The following is a 19,753-nucleotide window of genomic DNA, read 5'->3' as shown; positions in this document are numbered from 1 at the left end:
GTGCGTCGCTACCTTCCCTGCTTCATTCTGTGGCTCATGATGCTGGCGCTGCTGTCGCGCTACGCGCTGGCCGCCACGCTTCAGGTGGCCCCGGTAACGCTCGATCTGCAGAGCGACCAGCGGGCAGCGGCGGTCTATCTCACAAACAGTGGGAAAGCGGCCATCAATGCGCAGATTCGGGTATACGAATGGACGCAAAAAAACGGTAAAGATGTGCTGGTGTCCACCGGGGAGGTGGTCACCAGCCCGGCGATGACTTCACTGGCGCCGGGCCAGCAGCAGCTGGTGCGCATTATTGTCATGCAGCCCGGTATCCGTGCGCAGGAGCAAAGTTACCGGCTGGTTATTGACGAACTGCCGGACGCCGCGTCCCGTGCCGCCCCCCCCTCCGCGGTACACTTCCTGCTGCGCTACTCGATTCCGGTGTTTATTGCCGGGAGCCAGAGCGCGCCCGTCAGCCACGATGCCCTGAGCTGTGAGCAGGCAGACATACCGGCCACTCTCCGCTGCTTTAACGCCGGAAACCGCCACATCCGCCTGAGCCACCTTGAGGCCCTGACGGCCGATGGGAAGGTTGTCGGGTCGATTAAAGGCCTGGCGGGCTATGTGCTCCCGGGACAAACCGCCCTTTTATCGCTCAAGCAGCCCACACGTCACGCGCTCAGCTCGCTGCGCGTCTATCTTAATGATGACCATCATGCCAGCCAGATACCCCTGCGCCCGCTCGCTTCTCGCGCTCCTGTTTTGGCTACCGCTCATGCTGTCAGCCCGGACTGAGCCCGCTGACACCGTGCAATGGCTGGCCATTACCGTGAACCACGCCCCGCGAGGCGAGCTATGGGCCTGCCGGGTGGTGGATAATGCGCTATGGATAAGCCGCAGCGACATGAAAAAGCTGGGGCTTCACGCCCCGGACGATCGCGCCGAGTGGGTTGAGCTGACGTCCCTGCCGGGCCTGAACGTCAATCTCGACGTGCTGTCCCAGCAGGTGTCGATTACCGCAGAGGCAGACGCGCTCGAGGGCCAGCAGCATTTGAACATCTCAAGGCCCACGCCGATGTACCGCTATCCTGATGCGCAGCCCGTTAACGCCTATACGCTCGGATATGCGCTCTACGCCAGCGACGTGCAAGGGAAGCGCCAGCTTAACGCCCAGACCATGCTGACCGCGTCCGGTGGGCTACCCGGAACGTTCAGCAGCAGTTTTTCAAGCCATATCGGGGAGGAAAACAGCGCCGGTCGACCGACCCATACGCGTCTCGAAACCCGCTGGCAGTGGGACAACACCGACTCGCTGACCACGCTGGCGCTGGGCGACAGCGTCACCACCGGCACCGGCTGGAGCCGACAGGTGCGCTTTGGCGGGCTGCACTGGGCACGTAACTTTGAGCTCAATCCCCAGCTCAATACCGAACCGCGCAGCCGCTACAGCGACACGGCCGTGCTGCCTTCCACGGTCGATTTGTATATCGACGGCCTTAAGCAGAGCAGCCAGCGCGTCACGCCGGGAGACTTTCTGCTGGATACCCTGCCCTCCTTCACCGGAAGCGGACAGGCGGAGGTAGTCATTACCGATATCAACGGCCAGCGTCGCACCGTACAGCTCGATCTCTACGGCGCGCCGGGCATGCTGGCGGAAGGGTTCAGCAGCGGTTCGCTGGACATCGGCTGGATGCGCGAAAACTACGCCCTGCGCTCCGACGACTATGCCGCCTCGCCGCTGCTGGACGCGGGCTGGCGTTATGGGGTGAATAATAGCCTGACGCTGGCGCTGCATACGGAACAGCAGCGCAGGCTGCGCAACGTGGGTATGGGCACCGACTGGCTGGTCTCTCCCGCCTTGGGGGTGGTCAGCCAGCACGTTGCCGTGAGCGACAGCCCTTATGGGCAGGGCGTTCAGTGGGGCCTTGGCTGGCAGTGGAACGGCAGAGGAACGAGCATTTCTGCCAGCACCGTCCGTACCGAGGCGGATTTCGCCGACAACGCCCGCATGAGCGGTGCCGCGCCCGTCAGACGCAGCGACAGCGTTTGGGTAAGCCAGTCCATCCCCCACTTCGGTACCGTGGGCGCGGGCTGGGTACAGCAGAACATTCAGGGCAGCACAGAGCGTTACCTCAACGCCTCCTGGTCGGTATCGCTGCCGGCACACATCTCCACCACGCTGAGCTACACCCGCTCGTTTACGGACGCGTCGAGCCACGTTCAGCTACTGCTTTCCGTCCCATTGGGTCGCGAGGACACGCTCTCCGCTCAGGTCAGCCGGGATACGCCGCGCATGGATTACCGCCACCAGCCGGACGATGAGGCCGGCGGCTGGTCATGGGAGCTGGGCCAGGGCTTTGGCGAACGACGTGAAAGATATGCGGACGTCGGCTACCTGGGCCGAGCGGGCGAATGGCACGTTGGGCTGCAGCAAGGTGCCAGCCAGGGCAACCAGTACGCCTCCGCCGAAGGCAGCCTGACGCTGCTGGACGGCAGCCTGTACCCGCTGCGCTACATCCAGCAGGGCATGGCGCTGGTGTCCACGCACGGCATTGGGCACGTACCGGTAATGCTGGAAAACCGCCCGGCCGGTGAAACGGATGAAGACGGTTATCTCCTGCTGACCGACCTGCCGCGCTACCACAACAGCAAAGTCAGCATTAACCCGCTCGATCTGCCCGCCGATGTGATCGCCCCTGTTACCGACATGCATGCCAGACCGGGCAACAGCAGCGCGGTGAAAGTCGAGTTTAACGTCCATCACGCCGTCACGGTTCAGGCCCGGCTGGTCGACAGCCGCCGCAGGCCGCTCCCGCTGGGCAGCGTCGTGTCAACGCCGCAGGGTGCCACCATCGTAGGACGCGACGGCTTTATCTGGCTTGAAGATCCGCCCCTGCCGGGCGAACTGGTGGTGAAGACCGGTGAGGGAGAGTGCCGGGTCACGCTTCCGGCGCCCCGTACCGCGTCATCTATACAGAATATCGGAGAACAACTGTGTCATTAAGAGCGCCGTTATTATTGCTGCTCGTCCTGTCCGTGAAGGCGATGGCGGCAGCCTGCTGGATAACCTCCATGCCCGCCATTAACTTTGGCAACGTCGTGGCGGGCAATACCACCTCCGTCAACACCGAGGTCAAATTTAGCTGCCAGGCCGACAATGAGGGCAGGACGGAATATATTAACGTCTGCCTGAGCAGCGTAGACGCCCCGCCCTTTGAGATGATCTCCCAGGGAGATCAGGAGGGGAAACAGTACACCCTTCTCTTCCGCCTGCTTAACGGCGCAGCGCGCTCTCAGGAGTTGGGGCCTGTCAGCAACGGGAACCTGATTCAGCAGACCCTCGCCGCGGAAAGCAATGCCAACGTCAGCGGTACCTTTCCGCTTATCGCTACCATTCCGCCAGGGCAAAGCCAGCTTCCGGCCTATCACTATTACAACTACAACATGAATCTGCGCATCGCCTGGCACAGCGCCCTGCGCCAGGACGCGCTGCAAAACTGCTCGGACGGTTCCGCAGAGGGGGAGCAGGTGCAGGGCGGCACCAGCGCGCAGGCCGAAATCAGCCAGGGGTGCTACATCGAGCGCGTGACGCCGCTTAACTTCGGCACGCTGACCAGCACCGCTACCCTGAGCCCGACGCGATCCTCCGCCACCCTCACCACGCGCTGTCCGGCCGGAACCGCGTTCACCCTTGCCATGGGAAAAGGCAACCATGCCAGCGGTAACCAGCGGCAGCTCTGCAACAGCGAGGGTCATTGCCTGCGCTACGGTCTCTGGCAGGATGAGGCGGCCACGCAACGCTGGGGAGATCAAAGCAGCGGCGATGCGCTGCAGGTCACCAACCCTGCAGGCGGCACCCAGAACTACACCGTTTACGGCGAGGTCCCGGCACAGCCGCTAACCGGTACCGGGGAGTTTATTGATGACGTGATTATCACGCTGACTTATTAAATCACCCAAAAACCTGTCTGGATCAATGTTATCGGTAACAGTGGCGTTAAAATAGCCAGCAATGCAGCCTTGAGGGCGTAAGCCTTTTTTCATTCATTATCTCTGTTTTTATTACAACAATTTATGAAATACCTGCTTGCTGACGCCATCGTCTATAACGACGAGGACGGCTCTGTTTCTCTTATCAATGCGCCGGATGAGGATGCGCAGCTCCTCACCTGCACGGCCAATACCATCATGAGGCTGCTGGTTCAGCATCATGGGAACGTGGTCGAACGGGAAACCTTTCTCCAGGAAGTCTGGGATCGTCGAGGGCTCCAGGGGTCTAACAACTCCTTAAACCAGTACATCAGCATTCTGCGCAAGATGCTGGCGACCCTGCTTCCCGACGCGCTGTTTATCGTTACCGTACCGAAAACGGGCTTTATGCTCAGCGCAGACGTCACCGTCACTCCGCTGGAGGAGGCCCCCCCGATCGCCAAAACGGTGAAACCTGCATGGCGCGTTCGCCCGGAATGGCTGTTCTGCGGCGCGCTCACGCTGGTCGTCGTTGCGCTAAGCATCTGGATCGTGCTCATCAAGCCAGACGCCCCGCAGCGGGAGATCCATCTGCTGACGCATATCGGCACCTGTCCGGTTTACACCTTTACGCCGCTGGCGGACGTGTTTCACGGGAAGGCGATTACGCTCGCGCAAACGCTTCAAAAGGACGGTCACCTTCCGTGTCTGAAAAATTCGATTTTCTACATGCACATTCAGAGAACGCTTTTCTACGGCCACGAAGGGCGGCTGGTGCTCTCCCAATGCTCCCTCACGCGGGGTAAAGCCAGCGCCTGTCGTACGCTTTACTATTACGAGTGGTGATATGAGACAGAAAAAAGTTTGGCTAATCCTGATCCTCAACCTGCTGCTGCTGGGCACCGCGCTGGCGTGGTATTTTCACACGCCTCCGCTGTCGGTAACCTGCGACGGAAACCTGACGTTTACCGACGAGCGCGACAGCCACAATTTCACCTTTGACGGTGAGGTCATTATGCGCTTTCACCCCGACAAAACGGGGTACATCACGGTTAACGGCAACGTGGTGAATGCCCCGCGCAGCTGGGAGGTTTCTCGCCAGGAGATGTTTAAATGGCGTCACGTGGAGGACGAACTGTATGAGATCGTCATTCAAAAAGTGGAGCGCTTTAGCCATGACGCGATGCCGCCCGGGGTCTTTGAAAAATACGTTGCCGGCCTGACGCTGGGCAATAAAAGGCTTCTGACGATAGAGCGCACGCCGGAAGACGCGCTGGTGATCAGCAATTTTTATTCGCCGGTGCTGATCTGCTCGGAATAATGTCGACGGGTCAGGCTATACTTGCCGCCATGACTATTCGCATTCGCCCCACCACCCTCAGCGACGTTGCCGCCCTGTCCGCCATTGAACGCGCGGCGGCCGGGCGATTCCGCGACATCCCGGAACTCGCCTGGCTTGCCGATGGCGAGGTCATTTCCGCTGAACAGCATCTCGACTATGCCGAACGGGGGCTAAGCTGGCTGGCGCTGGCAAACGACCAGCCCGTCGGGTTTGTCCTTGCCGAAGCCCACCCGTCATCACTGTTTATTGTCGAACTCTCGGTTGATCTGGACTGGCAGGGAAAAGGGATTGGCAGACAGCTCATCGCCTGCGTGGCAGATTGCGCCCGTAAAAGGGGGCTGACCGCGCTGACGCTGACGACGTTCAGGGGCGTACCGTGGAATGCGCCGTTCTATGCGCGGCTGGGGTTTGAAAAAATGACGACGCTGACGCCTGAACTGCGTCGGAAAAGGGAAGAAGAGACAGCGCACGGTTTCGCGTATGAAACGCGCTGCGCCATGCGCCTGCCTCTGTAATATCGCCCGGTGGCGCTGCGCTTACCGGGCCTACAAAACCCTGAACAGTGGGCCGGGTAAGGCGTAGCCGCCACCCGGCACAACACACGGCGTTAGAAGGTTTCCCAGTTATCACCTGCATCAGCGGTAACCGTTTTACGCGCCATCGCCGGTGCTGCAACGGTTTTCGCAGAAGCGAACTCGCGCGCTTTCATCTGCTCCTGCTGAATGCGGAACACCGCCACGGCCTGCGTCAGACGGCTCGCCTGCTCTTCCAGCGCCGCCGCCGCTGCGGCTGACTCTTCTACCAGCGAGGCGTTCTGCTGGGTCACGCGGTCCATCTCTGCCACCGCCAGGCCCACCTGGTCGATACCGCGGCTCTGCTCGTCGGATGCAGAGGCAATCTCGCCCATGATATCGGTCACGCGGGTCACCGCGTTCACGATCTCACCCATGGTTTCACCGGCGCTTTCCACCAGCGTTGAACCCACTTCCACGCGTCCCACGGAGTCTTCAATCAGGCTCTTGATCTCACGTGCTGCCTGAGCGCTGCGCTGGGCCAGGTTACGCACTTCCCCTGCCACCACCGCAAATCCACGGCCCTGTTCGCCCGCACGCGCCGCTTCTACCGCCGCGTTCAGCGCCAGGATGTTGGTCTGGAAGGCAATGCCGTCGATCACGCTGATGATATCGGCAATTTTCTGCGAACTGCCCGCGATGTCGCGCATGGTTTGCACCACGTTGTCCACCACCTTGCCGCCCTTCTGCGCGGTTTCAGACGCGCTTAGCGCCAGGTGGCTCGCCTGACGGGCGTTCTCGGCGTTCTGCTTAACGGTCGCCGTCAGCTGCTCCATGCTGGCAGCGGTCTCTTCCAGTGAAGCGGCCTGCTGTTCAGTACGGGAAGAGAGGTCGTTATTGCCCATCGCGATTTCGCTCGCGCCGCTATAAATAGCGTTCGCGCCGTTACGCACGTCGCCCACGGTACGCACCAGCTCGCCCTGCATATGACGCAGCGAGTCGGCCAGTTCGCCCATCTCGTTAGAGCCTTCCACGTCGATGCGCTTCACCAGGTCGCCGCTGGCGATGTGGCGAATATTGTCAATGAGACGCGTCAGCGGAGAGATCAGCGCCTGCTTGATACCCAGCCAGACGGCCACAATCACCACCAGCACGGCAACCAGCACGCTGATCAGCACCCAGATAGCCTGAGTGTAAGAGCTGTTGCTGTCTTCAACCGCCATCTGGTACAGCTTGTCGTTCTGCTGCAGGTAGCTCACGTACTGCTTCTCGAATCCATCCTGGTAGCTCTGGGTCGGCTGGTCGAAGAAGGCGTTGATTTTACCCGCCCCCAGCAGTTGAATCAGCTCAGCCAGCGCACCGTGGTAGATATCGTAGTTACGTTTAATTTCCAGCGCAGCGGCGTCGCTCTGACGCGGGTCGCGCGGCAGGGCTTCATAGTCAGCCCAGTTTTTTTCCGCCTGTTTCAGCGAGGCAGACGCAATCTGCATCAGATCGTTAACGGTCGCGCCGCTGCCGATATTGTTCTGATCCATCATGTAGCGGATGCCCGCGCGGTTCAGGGTATTACGGGTTTGCAGCAGCGCAACCCAGCTCCCGTTAAGGGTGGATTGTTGCTGACGAATGGTTTGCAGGACGGTGAAATTCTCTTTGTCATTCTTCAGAGCATTAAAGAAAAGACCACCGGATGTGAGTTGTAAAAGGCCAAATATCGCTAAAACCAGCATTAAGCTGGTGACAATCTTGATACGGTTTAACATGTTTTCTCTTTCCTCAGACAGATACAGAATTTTCGGCCTGGAAAGGGAAAACTTTACGAAAATCATCCTGGAATTTGTGGTTTTTACTCTTCTTCCCGCGCTGCGTTATGCCGGTTTCCGAGTTCAATAAACTCTTCCAGCAGCGCCGTCAGCTGCTTCATCTTCTCCGGCGTGTATTCCGCCTCAATCTGCTGATACGCCTCTTCCACCTGCGCCTGGGCGTGCTCGTACAGCGCATTTCCCTCTTTGGTCAGCGACACGTACAGCTTGCGCTGGTCGTTCACCGGCTTTAAGCGCAGCACCAGGCCGTCGCGCTCCATGCGCGTCAGAATGCCGGTCAGGCTCGGGCGCAAAATACAGGTGCGAAACGCCAGATCGTGAAAATCCATCGACGGATGTTCAGCCAGCACGCGCACGATGCGCCACTGCTGCTCGGTGAGGTTATGCCGCTTCACAATCGGACGGAAGTACGACATCGCCGCTTCCCGCGCCTGCAAAAGCGCGATGGTTAATGAATCATGCATAGCCTCTCCCCTTCACATCATTAACAAGTAAACGATTCATAAAAGATGTTTTTATAAACAACACGTTTCCTGCCAGAAAGTCTAACAGAAACCATTCGTTTTTATTAATCAACTGATTTACATAGGATTAAAATCCATAATGTAAATTTATTGTTATTCATATCACAAATTTTTCACTTCTGATTGCGAAATAAACAGCAAAAGCATAAAACCAGATCATTAACATATTAATGAAATCATAACCCGGACCTTCGGGGTGAGGAGTAGGTGAATGAAAGGTACCGTATTTGCCGTCGCGCTGAACCACCAGAGTCAGCAAGAAGCCTGGGCTGAGGCGTTTGAAAAAGCCCCTTACAACACGCCGCCAAAAACGCCGGTGTGGTTTATCAAACCGCACAACACGGTGATTCGCGCGGGCGAGCCCATTCCTTTCCCGCAGGGGGAAACGGTGTTAAGCGGCGCGACGGTGGCGCTGGTTGTGGGTAAAACCGCCAGCAGGGTGCGCGTAGAGGACGCCGCGGCCTACATCGCGGGATACGCGCTGGCCAACGAAGTGAGCCTGCCGGAAGAGAGCTTCTACCGTCCGGCCATTAAGGCCAAATGCCGGGACGGCTTTTGCCCGCTTGGCGAGCTGGCCGCCGTTGATAACGTCGACAACCTGACCATCATCACCGAGATCAACGGCCGCGAAGCGGACCACTGGAACACCGCCGATCTGCAGCGCAGCGCCGCCGAACTGCTGAGCGCCCTGAGCGAATTCGCCACCCTCAATCCCGGCGATGCGATCCTGCTCGGTACGCCGCAAAGCCGCGTGGAGATCCGCCCGGGCGATCGCGTGCGGATTCTGGCGGAAGGTTTCCCACCGCTGGAAAACCCGGTGGTGAACGAGCGCGACGTTGCCCTTTCCCACCGCACGCCTGAACACGCCACGCTGTTCGCCCTCGGTCTTAACTACGCCGATCATGCCAGCGAGCTGGACTTCAAGCCGCCCACCGAGCCGCTGGTGTTTATCAAAGCGCCGAACACCTTCAATGGCGACAACCAGACCTCGGTGCGCCCGAACAATATCGAATACATGCACTACGAGGCGGAGCTGGTGGTGGTCATCGGTAAAACCGCGCGTAAGGTGAGCGAAGCCGAGGCGATGGAGTATGTCGCGGGCTACACGGTCTGCAACGACTACGCCATTCGCGACTACCTGGAAAATTACTACCGCCCGAACCTGCGGGTCAAAAGCCGCGACGGATTAACCCCCATCAGCCCGAACATCGTGCCGAAAGAAGCCATTCCTGATCCGCATAACTTAACCCTGCGCACCTTCGTCAACGGCGAACTGCGTCAGGAAGGCACCACCGCCGATCTCATTTTCAGCATTCCTTACCTGATTGCGTATCTGAGCGATTTTATGACCCTACAGCCGGGCGACATGATCGCCACCGGCACGCCGAAGGGGCTGTCCGACGTGGTGCCGGGCGATGAAGTGGTGGTGGAAGTGGAAGGCGTGGGCCGCCTGGTGAACCGGATTGTCAGCGAGGAGACTGCAAAATGAAAAAGATTAACCACTGGATCAACGGTAAAAACGTCGCCGGAAGCGAGTACTTCAATACCACTAATCCGGCCTCCGGCGAGGTATTAGCGGAAGTCGCCTCCGGCGGTGAAGCGGAAATTCATCAGGCCGTTGCCGCCGCTAAAGAGGCGTTCCCGAAATGGGCCAACCTGCCGATGAAGGAGCGCGCGCGCCTGATGCGTCGCCTGGGGGATCTGATCGACCAGAACGTGCCCGAGATCGCCGCCATGGAAACCGCCGACACCGGCCTGCCGATCCACCAGACCAAAAATGTGCTGATCCCGCGCGCCTCGCACAACTTCGAGTTCTTCGCCGAGGTGTGCCAGCAGATGAACGGCAAAACCTACCCGGTCGACGACAAAATGCTCAACTACACGCTGGTGCAGCCGGTGGGCGTCTGCGCGCTGGTGTCTCCATGGAACGTGCCGTTTATGACCGCCACCTGGAAGGTCGCGCCGTGCCTGGCGCTGGGCAACACCGCGGTGCTGAAGATGTCTGAACTCTCGCCGCTGACCGCCGACCGACTGGGCGAGCTGGCGCTGGAGGCGGGCATTCCGGCGGGCGTGCTGAACGTGGTGCAGGGTTACGGGGCGACGGCAGGCGACGCGCTGGTGCGCCACCACGACGTGCGCGCCGTCTCCTTCACCGGCGGCACCGCCACCGGGCGCAACATCATGAAAAACGCCGGGCTGAAGAAATATTCCATGGAGCTGGGCGGCAAATCCCCGGTGCTGATTTTTGAAGATGCGGACATCGAGCGCGCGCTGGACGCCGCGCTGTTCACCATCTTCTCCATCAACGGCGAGCGCTGCACAGCGGGCTCGCGCATCTTCATCCAGCAGAGCATTTACCCGGAGTTCGTCAAGCGCTTCGCCGAACGCGCCAATCGCCTGCGCGTGGGCGATCCGACCGATCCGAACACCCAGATTGGCGCGCTCATCAGCCAGCAGCACTGGGAGAAAGTCTCCGGCTATATCCGCCTCGGCATTGAGGAAGGCGCCACCCTGCTGGCGGGCGGCCCGGACAAACCGGTCGATCTGCCTGCACACCTGAAAGGCGGCAACTTCCTGCGCCCGACGGTGCTGGCGGACGTCGACAACCGCATGCGCGTGGCGCAGGAGGAGATCTTCGGGCCGGTGGCCTGCCTGCTGCCGTTTAAGGACGAGGCGGAAGGCCTGCGCCTGGCGAACGACGTGGAGTACGGCCTGGCGTCATACATCTGGACCCAGGACGTCAGCAAGGTGCTGCGCCTGGCGCGCAGCATTGAAGCGGGCATGGTGTTCGTGAACACCCAGAACGTGCGCGACCTGCGCCAGCCGTTTGGCGGCGTGAAGGCCTCCGGCACCGGCCGCGAGGGCGGCGAGTACAGCTTTGAAGTGTTCGCGGAGATGAAGAACGTCTGCATCTCCATGGGCGACCATCCGATTCCAAAATGGGGGATCTGACAATGGGCAAGCTAGCGTTAGCAGCAAAAATCACCCACGTGCCGTCGATGTACCTTTCCGAGCTGCCGGGGAAAAACCACGGCTGCCGCCAGTCCGCCATCGACGGGCATAAAGAGATCAGCAAGCGCTGCCGTGAACTGGGCGTGGACACCATCATCGTGTTCGACACCCACTGGCTGGTGAACAGCGCGTACCACATCAACTGTGCGGATCATTTTTCGGGCGTCTACACCAGCAACGAGCTGCCGCACTTTATCCGCGACATGACCTACGACTACGACGGCAACCCGGAGCTCGGGCAGCTGATCGCCGACGAAGCGGTGAAGCTCGGCGTGCGTGCCAAGGCGCACAACATCCCGAGCCTCAAGCTGGAGTACGGCACCCTGGTGCCGATGCGCTACATGAACGCGGATAAGCACTTCAAAGTGATCTCAATCTCCGCGTTCTGCACGGTTCACGACTTCGCCGACAGCCGCAGGCTGGGCGAGGCCATCGTCAGCGCCATCGAAAAGTACGACGGCACCGTGGCGGTGCTCGCCAGCGGCTCGCTCTCGCACCGCTTTATCGACGACCAGCGCGCGGAGGAAGGGATGAACAGCTACACCCGCGAGTTTGATCGCCAGATGGACGAGCGCGTGGTCAAGCTGTGGCGCGAAGGCCAGTTTAAAGAGTTTTGCAGCATGCTGCCGGAGTACGCCGACTACTGCTACGGCGAGGGCAACATGCACGACACGGTGATGCTGCTGGGGATGCTGGGCTGGGATAAATACGACGGCAAGGTTGAGTTCCTCACCGAGCTGTTCGCCAGCTCCGGCACCGGCCAGGTCAACGCCGTTTTCCCGCTTCCCGCATAAGGAGTCGTTATGCCGCACTTTATTGCTGAATGTACCGACAACATCCGCGCGCAGGCCGACCTGCCGGGGCTGTTCGCCAGAGTGAACGAGGCGCTGGCCGCCACGGGGATCTTCCCGCTCGGCGGCATCCGCAGCCGCGCCCACTGGCTGGACACCTGGCAGATGGCGGACGGTAAGCATGATTACGCCTTTGTGCATATGACGCTGAAGATCGGCGCCGGGCGCAGCCTGGAGAGCCGGGAAGCCGTGGGGGAGATGCTGTTTGCGCTGATCAAAACGCATTTCGCGGAGCTGATGGCAAGCCGATATCTGGCGCTGTCGTTGGAGATAGACGAACTGCATCCGACGCTCAATTACAAACAAAACAACGTGCACGCGCTCTTTCGCTGAGGTCTTTTATGCTGGACAAACACACCCATACCCTGATCGCCCACCGCCTGCATCAGGCGGAACAGTCCCGGGAGCAGATCCGCGCGATCTCGCTGGATTACCCGGAGATCACCATCGAAGACGCCTACGCCGTACAGCGCGAATGGGTGAGCCTGAAAATTGCCGAAGGCCGCGTGCTGAAAGGCCACAAGATTGGCCTCACCTCGAAGGCGATGCAGGCCAGCTCGCAGATTAGCGAGCCGGACTACGGCGCGCTGCTGGACGACATGTTCTTCCACGACGGCAGCGACATTCCCGTCGACCGCTTTATCGTCCCGCGTATCGAAGTGGAGCTGGCCTTCGTGCTGGCAAAACCGCTGCGCGGCCCAAACTGCACGATCTTCGACGTCTACAACGCCACGGATTACGTCATTCCCGCCCTGGAGCTGATCGACGCCCGCTGCCACAACGTTGACCCGGAGACCCAGCGCCCGCGCAAGGTGTTCGACACCATCTCCGACAACGCCGCCAACGCCGGGGTGATCCTCGGCGGTCGTCCGATTAAGCCCGACGCGCTGGATCTGCGTTGGATCTCCGCCCTGCTCTACCGCAACGGCGTGATCGAAGAGACCGGCGTCGCCGCTGGCGTGCTTAACCACCCGGCGAACGGCGTGGCGTGGCTGGCGAACAAGCTCGCGCCGTACGACGTGCAGCTTGAGCCCGGACAAATCATCCTCGGCGGCTCGTTTACCCGTCCGGTTGCCGCCAGCAGAGGCGACACCTTCCATGTTGACTACGGCAACATGGGCTCCATCAGCTGTCGCTTTGTGTAAGGAGGCGACCATGCAAAACGCATTCAAAGCGGCGCTGAAGGCGGGCCGCCCGCAAATCGGTTTATGGCTGGGGCTGACCAGCAGCTACAGCGCTGAGTTGCTGGCCGGGGCCGGTTTTGACTGGCTGCTGATCGACGGCGAGCACGCGCCGAACAGCGTGCAGACCGTCCTGACCCAGCTCCAGGCTATCGCCCCCTATCCCAGCCAGCCGGTGGTGCGCCCGTCGTGGAACGATCCGGTGCAGATCAAGCAGCTGCTGGACGTGGGGGCGCAAACCCTGCTGGTGCCGATGGTGCAAAACGCTGACGAGGCGCGGCTGGCGGTAAGCGCCACCCGCTACCCGCCTGCGGGCATCCGCGGCGTCGGCAGCGCCCTGGCGCGCGCGTCGCGCTGGAACCGCATCCCGGATTATCTGCATCAGGCTAACGACGCCATGTGCGTGCTGGTGCAGATCGAAACCCGCGAGGCGCTGAAAAACCTGCCGCAGATCCTGGACGTGGAAGGCGTCGACGGCGTGTTTATCGGCCCGGCGGATCTGAGCGCCGACATGGGCTTTGCCGGCAATCCGCAGCACCCGGAGGTGCAGGCCGCCATCGAGCAGGCGATCGCGCAGATCCTCAGCGCGGGCAAAGCGCCCGGCATCCTGATGGCGAATGAACAGCTGGCGAAACGCTATCTCGGCCTCGGCGCATTGTTTGTGGCGGTCGGTGTGGATACCACCCTGCTCGCCCGCAGCGCCGAAGCGCTGGCGGCCCGCTTTACCGACGTCACCACAGCAGTTGATAACAATAAATCCGTCTACTAAACGTACGATGTGGAGCGCAACATGACGACCTCAACCCTGCATAATAAAGTTGTAGAACATCGCGCAATAAATAAGCTGTTCCGTCGTTTGATCGTGTTTCTCTTTATCCTGTTTGTTTTCTCGTTTCTCGATCGCATCAACATCGGCTTTGCCGGGCTGACGATGGGCAAAGATCTGGGCCTCACGTCGACCATGTTTGGCCTGGCCGCGACGCTGTTTTACGTCACCTACGTGCTGTGCGGGATCCCCAGCAACATCATGCTGGCGAAGGTCGGCGCACGCCGCTGGATCGCCGGGATCATGGTGGTGTGGGGCATCGCCTCCACCTGCACCATGTTCGCCACCAGCCCCGAAACGCTTTACGTCCTGCGCATGCTGGTGGGCATTGCGGAAGCCGGTTTCCTGCCGGGGATTTTGGTCTATCTCACCTGGTGGTTCCCGTCCTATCACCGCGCCCGCGCCAACGCGCTGTTTATGATCGCCATGCCGGTGACCATGATGCTCGGCTCGATCCTCTCCGGGTACATTCTGGCGATGGACGGGCTGTGGAACCTGAAGGGCTGGCAGTGGCTGTTTCTGCTGGAGGGGTTGCCGTCGGTGGTGCTCGGCGTGGTGACCTGGTTTTACCTCAACGACACGCCGGACCAGGCCACCTGGCTGGACGACGACGAAAAGCAGGCGCTGAAAACGATGATCGCCCGCGAGCAGGAGGTCGCCATCGCCCAATCCGCCACGCCGCGCTCGACGCTGCGCGAGGTGCTTACGCCCGCCGTGCTGCTCTACACGCTGGCCTACTTCTGTCTGACCAATACGCTGAGCGCGATCAACATCTGGACGCCGCAGATCCTGCAAAGCTTCAACACCGGCAGCAGCAATATCGTGATTGGCCTGCTGGCGGCGATCCCGCAGTTTTGCACCATCCTCGGGATGATCTGGTGGAGCCGCCGCTCCGACAGGCTGAAAGAGCGAAAAAAGCACACCATCCTGCCGTATCTGTTTGCGGCGGCGGGATGGATGCTGGCCTCGGCGACCGATCACAGCCTGATCCAGCTGCTTGGCATCATCATGGCCTCAACCGGATCGTTTACCGCCATGGCAATATTCTGGACCACCCCGGATCGGGTTATTAGCCTGCAATCCCGCGCGGTGGCGCTGGCGGTGATCAACGGCATCGGCAACGTCGGGTCTGCCGTCAGCCCATTGCTGATTGGTATTCTGCGCGACGCGACCGGCAGCTTCAGCTCCGGGCTGTGGTTCGTGGCGGGTCTGCTGGTGGTCGGCGCGCTGGTGCTGACGCGCATCCCGATGACGCAGCGGGTTCAACAGAGGAACGATCATGTGCCAGAGCCCTATCGCCAACATTGATATCAGCAAGGAGTACGACGAAAGTCTGGGCACCGACGACGTGCACTATCAGTCGTTCGCCCGCATGGCGGCCTTTTTTGGCCGCGACATGCAGGCGCATCGTCACGACCATTACTTTCAGATGCACTTTCTCGACACCGGGCAGATTGAGCTCCAGCTCGACGACCACCGCTATTCGGTGCAGGCGCCGCTGTTTGTGCTGACGCCGCCGTCGGTGCCGCACGCGTTTATCACCGAATCCGACAGCGACGGACACGTTCTGACGGTGCGCGAGGATCTCATCTGGCCGCTGTTAGAAGTGCTCTACCCCGGCACGCGGGAAGCGTTCGGCCTGCCGGGGATCTGTCTGTCGCTTGCCGACAAGCCGGACGAACTGGCGGCGCTGAAGCACTACTGGCAGCTCATCGCCCGGGAATCCACGGCGCAGCTGCCGGGCCGTGAGCATACGCTGGTCCTGCTGGCGCAGGCGGTATTTACCCTGCTGCTGCGCAACGCGAAGCTCGACGACCACGCGGCCAGCGGGATGCGCGGCGAGCTGAAGCTGTTCCAGCGCTTTACCCAGCTGATCGACACCCACTATCACCAGCACTGGACGGTGCCGGAATACGCCAGCGAACTGCACCTGACCGAATCCCGCCTGACGGACATCTGCCGCCGCTTCGCCAACCGCTCGCCGAAACGGCTGATCTTCGACCGTCAGCTGCGCGAGGCCAGGCGCCTGTTGCTTTTTTCCGACAGCGCGGTCAGCGAGATTGCCTGGCAGCTGGGATTTAAAGATCCGGCCTATTTCGCCCGGTTTTTCAATCGCCTGACGGGCTGCTCGCCCAGCGCGTATCGGGCGCAGAAAGTACCGGTTTCCTGAGCGCATCGCGGTTCGTAGGGCGGGTAAGCGCAGCGCCACCCGCCAAAAACCCGCACAGATCACAAATCCCAATCCCGCCCGAAAAGTACCCGCCGTTGTCCCAATCGTCCCTTCACGTTCCGCCCCTCTCACGCTTCAATTAAACAACAAAAACAAAACATAAATTTAACAATCATCTTCCGATACGAGGTCCCTATGAAGCCTGAAGATTTCCGCGCTGATGCCAAACGTCCGTTAACCGGCGAAGAGTATTTAAAAAGCCTGCAGGATGGACGCGAGATTTATATCTACGGCGAGCGCGTTAAGGACGTCACCACCCACCCGGCGTTTCGCAATGCGGCGGCGTCCATCGCCCAGATGTACGACGCCCTGCACAAGCCGGACATGCAGGACACGCTGTGCTGGGGCACCGACACCGGCAGCGGCGGCTACACCCACAAATTTTTCCGCGTGGCGAAAAGCGCCGACGACCTGCGCCAGCAGCGCGACGCCATCGCCGAGTGGTCGCGCCTGAGCTACGGCTGGATGGGGCGCACGCCGGACTACAAAGCGGCGTTCGGCTGCGCGCTGGGAGCGAACCCTGCCTTCTACGGTCAGTTCGAGCAGAACGCCCGCAACTGGTACACCCGCATTCAGGAAACCGGCCTGTACTTTAACCACGCTATCGTCAACCCGCCGATCGACCGCCACAAGCCGGCGGACGAGGTGAAGGACGTCTACATCAAGCTGGAGAAAGAGACCGACGCCGGGATTATCGTCAGCGGCGCGAAGGTGGTGGCGACCAACTCGGCGTTGACCCACTACAACATGATCGGTTTTGGCTCCGCGCAGGTGATGGGCGAAAACCCGGACTTCGCGCTGATGTTCGTCGCGCCGATGGATGCCGAAGGCGTGAAGCTGATCTCCCGCGCCTCGTATGAGATGGTGGCAGGCGCAACCGGCTCCCCGTACGACTACCCGCTCTCCAGCCGCTTCGACGAGAACGACGCGATCCTGGTGATGGATAACGTGCTGATCCCGTGGGAAAACGTGCTGATCTACCGCGATTTCGACCGCTGCCGTCGCTGGACGATGGAGGGCGGCTTCGCCCGCATGTACCCGCTGCAGGCCTGCGTACGTCTGGCGGTGAAGCTCGACTTCATCACCGCCCTGCTGAAGAAATCCCTGGAGTGCACCGGTACCCTGGAGTTCCGCGGCGTGCAGGCGGATCTCGGTGAAGTAGTGGCCTGGCGCAATATGTTCTGGGCGCTGAGCGACTCCATGTGCTCCGAAGCCACGCCGTGGGTGAACGGCGCGTACCTGCCGGACCACGCGGCGCTGCAAACCTACCGCGTGATGGCCCCGATGGCCTACGCGAAGATCAAGAACATCATCGAACGTAACGTGACCTCCGGGCTGATTTATCTGCCGTCCAGCGCGCGGGACCTGAACAACCCGCAGATCGACCAGTATCTGGCGAAGTACGTGCGCGGCTCCAACGGAATGGATCACGTCGAACGCATCAAGATTTTGAAACTGATGTGGGACGCCATCGGCAGCGAATTTGGCGGTCGTCACGAGTTGTACGAAATCAACTACTCCGGAAGCCAGGATGAGATCCGCCTGCAATGCCTGCGTCAGGCGCAAAGCTCCGGGAATATGGACAAGATGATGGCAATGGTCGACCGCTGCATGTCCGAGTACGACCAGCACGGCTGGACCGTGCCGCACCTGCACAACAACAGCGATATCAACATGCTCGACAAGCTGCTGAAATAGCGCAGCGGGAGGTTACAATGCATTCAGATGAACAACGCCTGCGTTTTCGCGACGCAATGAGCAGCCTGTCGGCGGCGGTCAATGTGGTCACCACCGAGGGCGATGCCGGACGCTGCGGCATTACCGCCACCGCCGTCTGCTCGGTGACGGATACCCCGCCGTCGGTCATGGTCTGCATTAACGCCAACAGCGCCATGAACCCGGTCTTTCAGGGCAACGGCAGGCTGTGCGTCAACGTGCTGAACCACGAGCAGGAGATCATGGCCCGCCACTTCGCCGGGATGACCGGGATGGCAATGGAGGAGCGCTTTGCCCTCTCCTGCTGGCAGAAAGGCCCGCTGGGGCAGCCGGTGCTGAAAGGCGCGCTGGCGAGCCTGGAAGGCGAGATTACCCAGGTGCAAACCATCGGCACGCATCTGGTTTATCTTGTCGAAGTGAAAAACATCATCCTGAGTGACGCGGGACACGGCCTGATCTACTTTAAGCGCCGTTTCCACCCGGTGATGATGGAGATGGAAGCCGTCGTGTGATCCCCCTCGCGCTGGCCTTTTTTCGGGCCAGCGCCGCTTTCTACAAAAATTCCTAAGGTTTCCGCTAAATCACGCCGTTATATATCCATAAGAGAAATTTTCTGTGCCTGAATACTGACATCTCCGGTCAGTGCTTTTGCATTGTTCAGCGCATACCCAATATACAGGAAGACCTTATGGCTAAAACGACGCGGAGCCGCTCGGCTGAACGTCTGGTCGATATTCTCCTTGAGCTACATTTACACGGGGTGGTAAACCGCAGTGCGCTAATGGAGAGATTTAAAATTACCGAGCGTACCGTCTACCGGGATTTAAATGCGCTCTCGCCCATTGTTGAACATACCGGTAACGGGTTATATCGACTGATCCATTCCGCCCAATCTCCCGGCGGGCAGGGATTACATCATGCTCTGGCTAACTTCCTGAATGCCGATAACTTTTTCCCTGAAAGAAATACGGACTTCTGGCAAAAGCTGGAGGCGCGCGTCGACGAAAACCATATTCTTATCCTCGGTAATGACGCAGAGCACACGGTGCAGCGTGATATCCGCCGCCATTTAGCGAAAATCGAGAAATCGATTAAGAACCATAATGTCTGTCAGATCGTTTATAAGGGTAAAACCCGTCTGATTAATCCCTATAAACTCATTAACAAAAAAAATATATGGTATTTACAAGCTACCGAAAATAGCCGGTTGAAATCCTTTTCATTAAGCCAGATTAGCTGGTTTGATGTTCAAAAAACCTTTTTTACTCCTGATGAAAATGTTCGGGAACTGCTGGAAAAAAGCCTCGACCCGTGGGTGTCCGAAACTACTTTCACCGTGAAAATATTCATTAAGGATAATATTTCACATTACTTCCTGCGCCGCGATCTCCTGCCGGAACAGGAGCTGCTGGAGGAGCGGCGCGGCGGCGTCACGCTGCGCTGCCAGGCGGCACACGAAAACCAGATCCTGCCGCTGCTGTTCTACTGGCTGCCGAATATTCAGATCCTGGAGCCGAGCTGGCTGAAGGAGAAGCTCATCAAGACGCTGGAAAGCTACCTGTCGATGGAGCGCAGCCCGGAAAACCACGTGATCTCAATCACATAATTTCCCCGACCAGCGGCGAGCCTGAACCACTCGCCGCGTCCTTTGACCGCTCACCCATCACTTTCAACCACTCACTCATTTATCGTCCTTTACGCGCGCGCGGATCTGGCAAGATCGCTCCAGCATTAATCAATACCTCCTCACAACGAACCCTGACCCTTTTTTCTTTACATAAAAAACCA

19 protein-coding genes are annotated in these 19,753 nt (G+C 59.8%); 17 read left to right on the top strand and 2 right to left on the bottom strand.

The features are described from left to right. The 6 genes from IB212_RS03050 (at nucleotide 1) to IB212_RS03025 (ending at nucleotide 5,808) form a co-directional block, all read left to right on the top strand. Complete coding sequence (locus IB212_RS03050; RefSeq protein ID WP_041911304.1) at nucleotides 1-777, top strand: molecular chaperone; 777 nt, start codon at nucleotides 1-3, stop codon at nucleotides 775-777. Next, a complete protein-coding gene (locus IB212_RS03045) occupies nucleotides 698-2,986 on the top strand; it encodes a fimbria/pilus outer membrane usher protein (protein WP_223239750.1) in 2,289 nt (762 codons plus the stop codon). The genes IB212_RS03050 and IB212_RS03045 overlap by 80 nt, the downstream gene beginning before the upstream one ends. After that, nucleotides 2,977-3,933 carry a spore coat U domain-containing protein gene (locus IB212_RS03040; RefSeq protein ID WP_041911306.1) on the top strand — a complete coding sequence of 319 codons (957 nt, stop codon included), beginning with the start codon at nucleotides 2,977-2,979 and terminating at the stop codon, nucleotides 3,931-3,933. Before IB212_RS03045 ends, IB212_RS03040 begins: the two co-directional genes overlap by 10 nt. Nucleotides 3,934-4,056: 123 nt before the next feature. Then, nucleotides 4,057-4,797, top strand: a complete 741-nt coding sequence (locus IB212_RS03035) for a winged helix-turn-helix domain-containing protein (RefSeq protein ID WP_041911307.1) — start codon at nucleotides 4,057-4,059, stop codon at nucleotides 4,795-4,797. A 1-nt stretch (nucleotide 4,798) separates the two neighbouring features. Continuing rightward, complete coding sequence (locus IB212_RS03030) at nucleotides 4,799-5,272, top strand: hypothetical protein (RefSeq protein WP_041911308.1); 474 nt, start codon at nucleotides 4,799-4,801, stop codon at nucleotides 5,270-5,272. Between the two features lie 29 nt (nucleotides 5,273-5,301). Further along, nucleotides 5,302-5,808 (top strand): GNAT family N-acetyltransferase, encoded by a 507-nt coding sequence (locus IB212_RS03025; RefSeq protein ID WP_041911309.1) that lies wholly within the window; start codon nucleotides 5,302-5,304, stop codon nucleotides 5,806-5,808. A gap of 92 nt (nucleotides 5,809-5,900) precedes the next feature. Here the strand turns inward: IB212_RS03025 and tsr are convergent, their stop codons facing one another. Together tsr and hpaR are read right to left on the bottom strand one after the other, a co-directional pair. Next, nucleotides 5,901-7,565 carry a methyl-accepting chemotaxis protein gene (gene tsr, locus IB212_RS03020; RefSeq protein ID WP_041912068.1) on the bottom strand — a complete coding sequence of 555 codons (1,665 nt, stop codon included), beginning with the start codon at nucleotides 7,563-7,565 and terminating at the stop codon, nucleotides 5,901-5,903. An 83-nt stretch (nucleotides 7,566-7,648) separates the two neighbouring features. Continuing rightward, on the bottom strand, nucleotides 7,649-8,089 hold the full coding sequence (gene hpaR / locus IB212_RS03015) for a homoprotocatechuate degradation operon regulator HpaR (protein WP_023334396.1): 441 nt from the start codon (nucleotides 8,087-8,089) through the stop codon (nucleotides 7,649-7,651). Between the two features lie 271 nt (nucleotides 8,090-8,360). On the opposite strand from hpaR, the gene hpaG reads away from it, so the two are divergent. The 11 genes from hpaG (at nucleotide 8,361) to IB212_RS02960 (ending at nucleotide 19,571) form a co-directional block, all read left to right on the top strand. Further along, nucleotides 8,361-9,638 (top strand): 4-hydroxyphenylacetate degradation bifunctional isomerase/decarboxylase, encoded by a 1,278-nt coding sequence (hpaG, locus tag IB212_RS03010; RefSeq protein ID WP_041911310.1) that lies wholly within the window; start codon nucleotides 8,361-8,363, stop codon nucleotides 9,636-9,638. Continuing rightward, complete coding sequence (gene hpaE, locus IB212_RS03005; RefSeq protein WP_041911311.1) at nucleotides 9,635-11,101, top strand: 5-carboxymethyl-2-hydroxymuconate semialdehyde dehydrogenase; 1,467 nt, start codon at nucleotides 9,635-9,637, stop codon at nucleotides 11,099-11,101. Before hpaG ends, hpaE begins: the two co-directional genes overlap by 4 nt. Nucleotides 11,102-11,103: 2 nt before the next feature. Further along, the gene (gene hpaD / locus IB212_RS03000; protein WP_041911312.1) at nucleotides 11,104-11,955 is read left to right on the top strand and encodes a 3,4-dihydroxyphenylacetate 2,3-dioxygenase; all 852 of its coding nucleotides are present in this window, start codon (nucleotides 11,104-11,106) and stop codon (nucleotides 11,953-11,955) included. 9 nt (nucleotides 11,956-11,964) lie between these two features. Next, nucleotides 11,965-12,345: a 5-carboxymethyl-2-hydroxymuconate Delta-isomerase gene (locus IB212_RS02995; RefSeq protein ID WP_041911313.1), complete on the top strand. Its 381-nt coding sequence runs from the start codon at nucleotides 11,965-11,967 to the stop codon at nucleotides 12,343-12,345. Between the two features lie 8 nt (nucleotides 12,346-12,353). Then, nucleotides 12,354-13,157: a 2-oxo-hept-4-ene-1,7-dioate hydratase gene (hpaH, locus tag IB212_RS02990; protein WP_041911314.1), complete on the top strand. Its 804-nt coding sequence runs from the start codon at nucleotides 12,354-12,356 to the stop codon at nucleotides 13,155-13,157. 10 nt (nucleotides 13,158-13,167) lie between these two features. Then, nucleotides 13,168-13,962, top strand: a complete 795-nt coding sequence (gene hpaI, locus IB212_RS02985) for a 4-hydroxy-2-oxoheptanedioate aldolase (RefSeq protein WP_041911315.1) — start codon at nucleotides 13,168-13,170, stop codon at nucleotides 13,960-13,962. A 21-nt stretch (nucleotides 13,963-13,983) separates the two neighbouring features. After that, nucleotides 13,984-15,327, top strand: a complete 1,344-nt coding sequence (gene hpaX, locus IB212_RS02980) for a 4-hydroxyphenylacetate permease (protein WP_041911316.1) — start codon at nucleotides 13,984-13,986, stop codon at nucleotides 15,325-15,327. After that, nucleotides 15,299-16,189, top strand: coding sequence for a 4-hydroxyphenylacetate catabolism regulatory protein HpaA (hpaA, locus tag IB212_RS02975; RefSeq protein ID WP_041911317.1), 891 nt, complete (start codon nucleotides 15,299-15,301; stop codon nucleotides 16,187-16,189). The genes hpaX and hpaA overlap by 29 nt, the downstream gene beginning before the upstream one ends. 195 nt (nucleotides 16,190-16,384) lie before the next feature. Then, nucleotides 16,385-17,947, top strand: coding sequence for a 4-hydroxyphenylacetate 3-monooxygenase, oxygenase component (hpaB, locus tag IB212_RS02970; protein WP_028015397.1), 1,563 nt, complete (start codon nucleotides 16,385-16,387; stop codon nucleotides 17,945-17,947). A 17-nt stretch (nucleotides 17,948-17,964) separates the two neighbouring features. Next, nucleotides 17,965-18,477 carry a 4-hydroxyphenylacetate 3-monooxygenase reductase subunit gene (locus IB212_RS02965; protein WP_041911318.1) on the top strand — a complete coding sequence of 171 codons (513 nt, stop codon included), beginning with the start codon at nucleotides 17,965-17,967 and terminating at the stop codon, nucleotides 18,475-18,477. Between the two features lie 176 nt (nucleotides 18,478-18,653). Continuing rightward, on the top strand, nucleotides 18,654-19,571 hold the full coding sequence (locus tag IB212_RS02960; RefSeq protein ID WP_041911319.1) for a YafY family protein: 918 nt from the start codon (nucleotides 18,654-18,656) through the stop codon (nucleotides 19,569-19,571). Nucleotides 19,572-19,753: the final 182 nt, after the last annotated feature.

This window comes from Enterobacter sp. E12, assembly GCF_014596715.2.
Classification (GTDB): Bacteria; Pseudomonadota; Gammaproteobacteria; order Enterobacterales; family Enterobacteriaceae; genus Enterobacter; species Enterobacter bugandensis.
The sequence above is the reverse complement of the archived record's forward strand: the minus strand, read 5'-3'. Positions and strand labels throughout refer to the sequence as shown.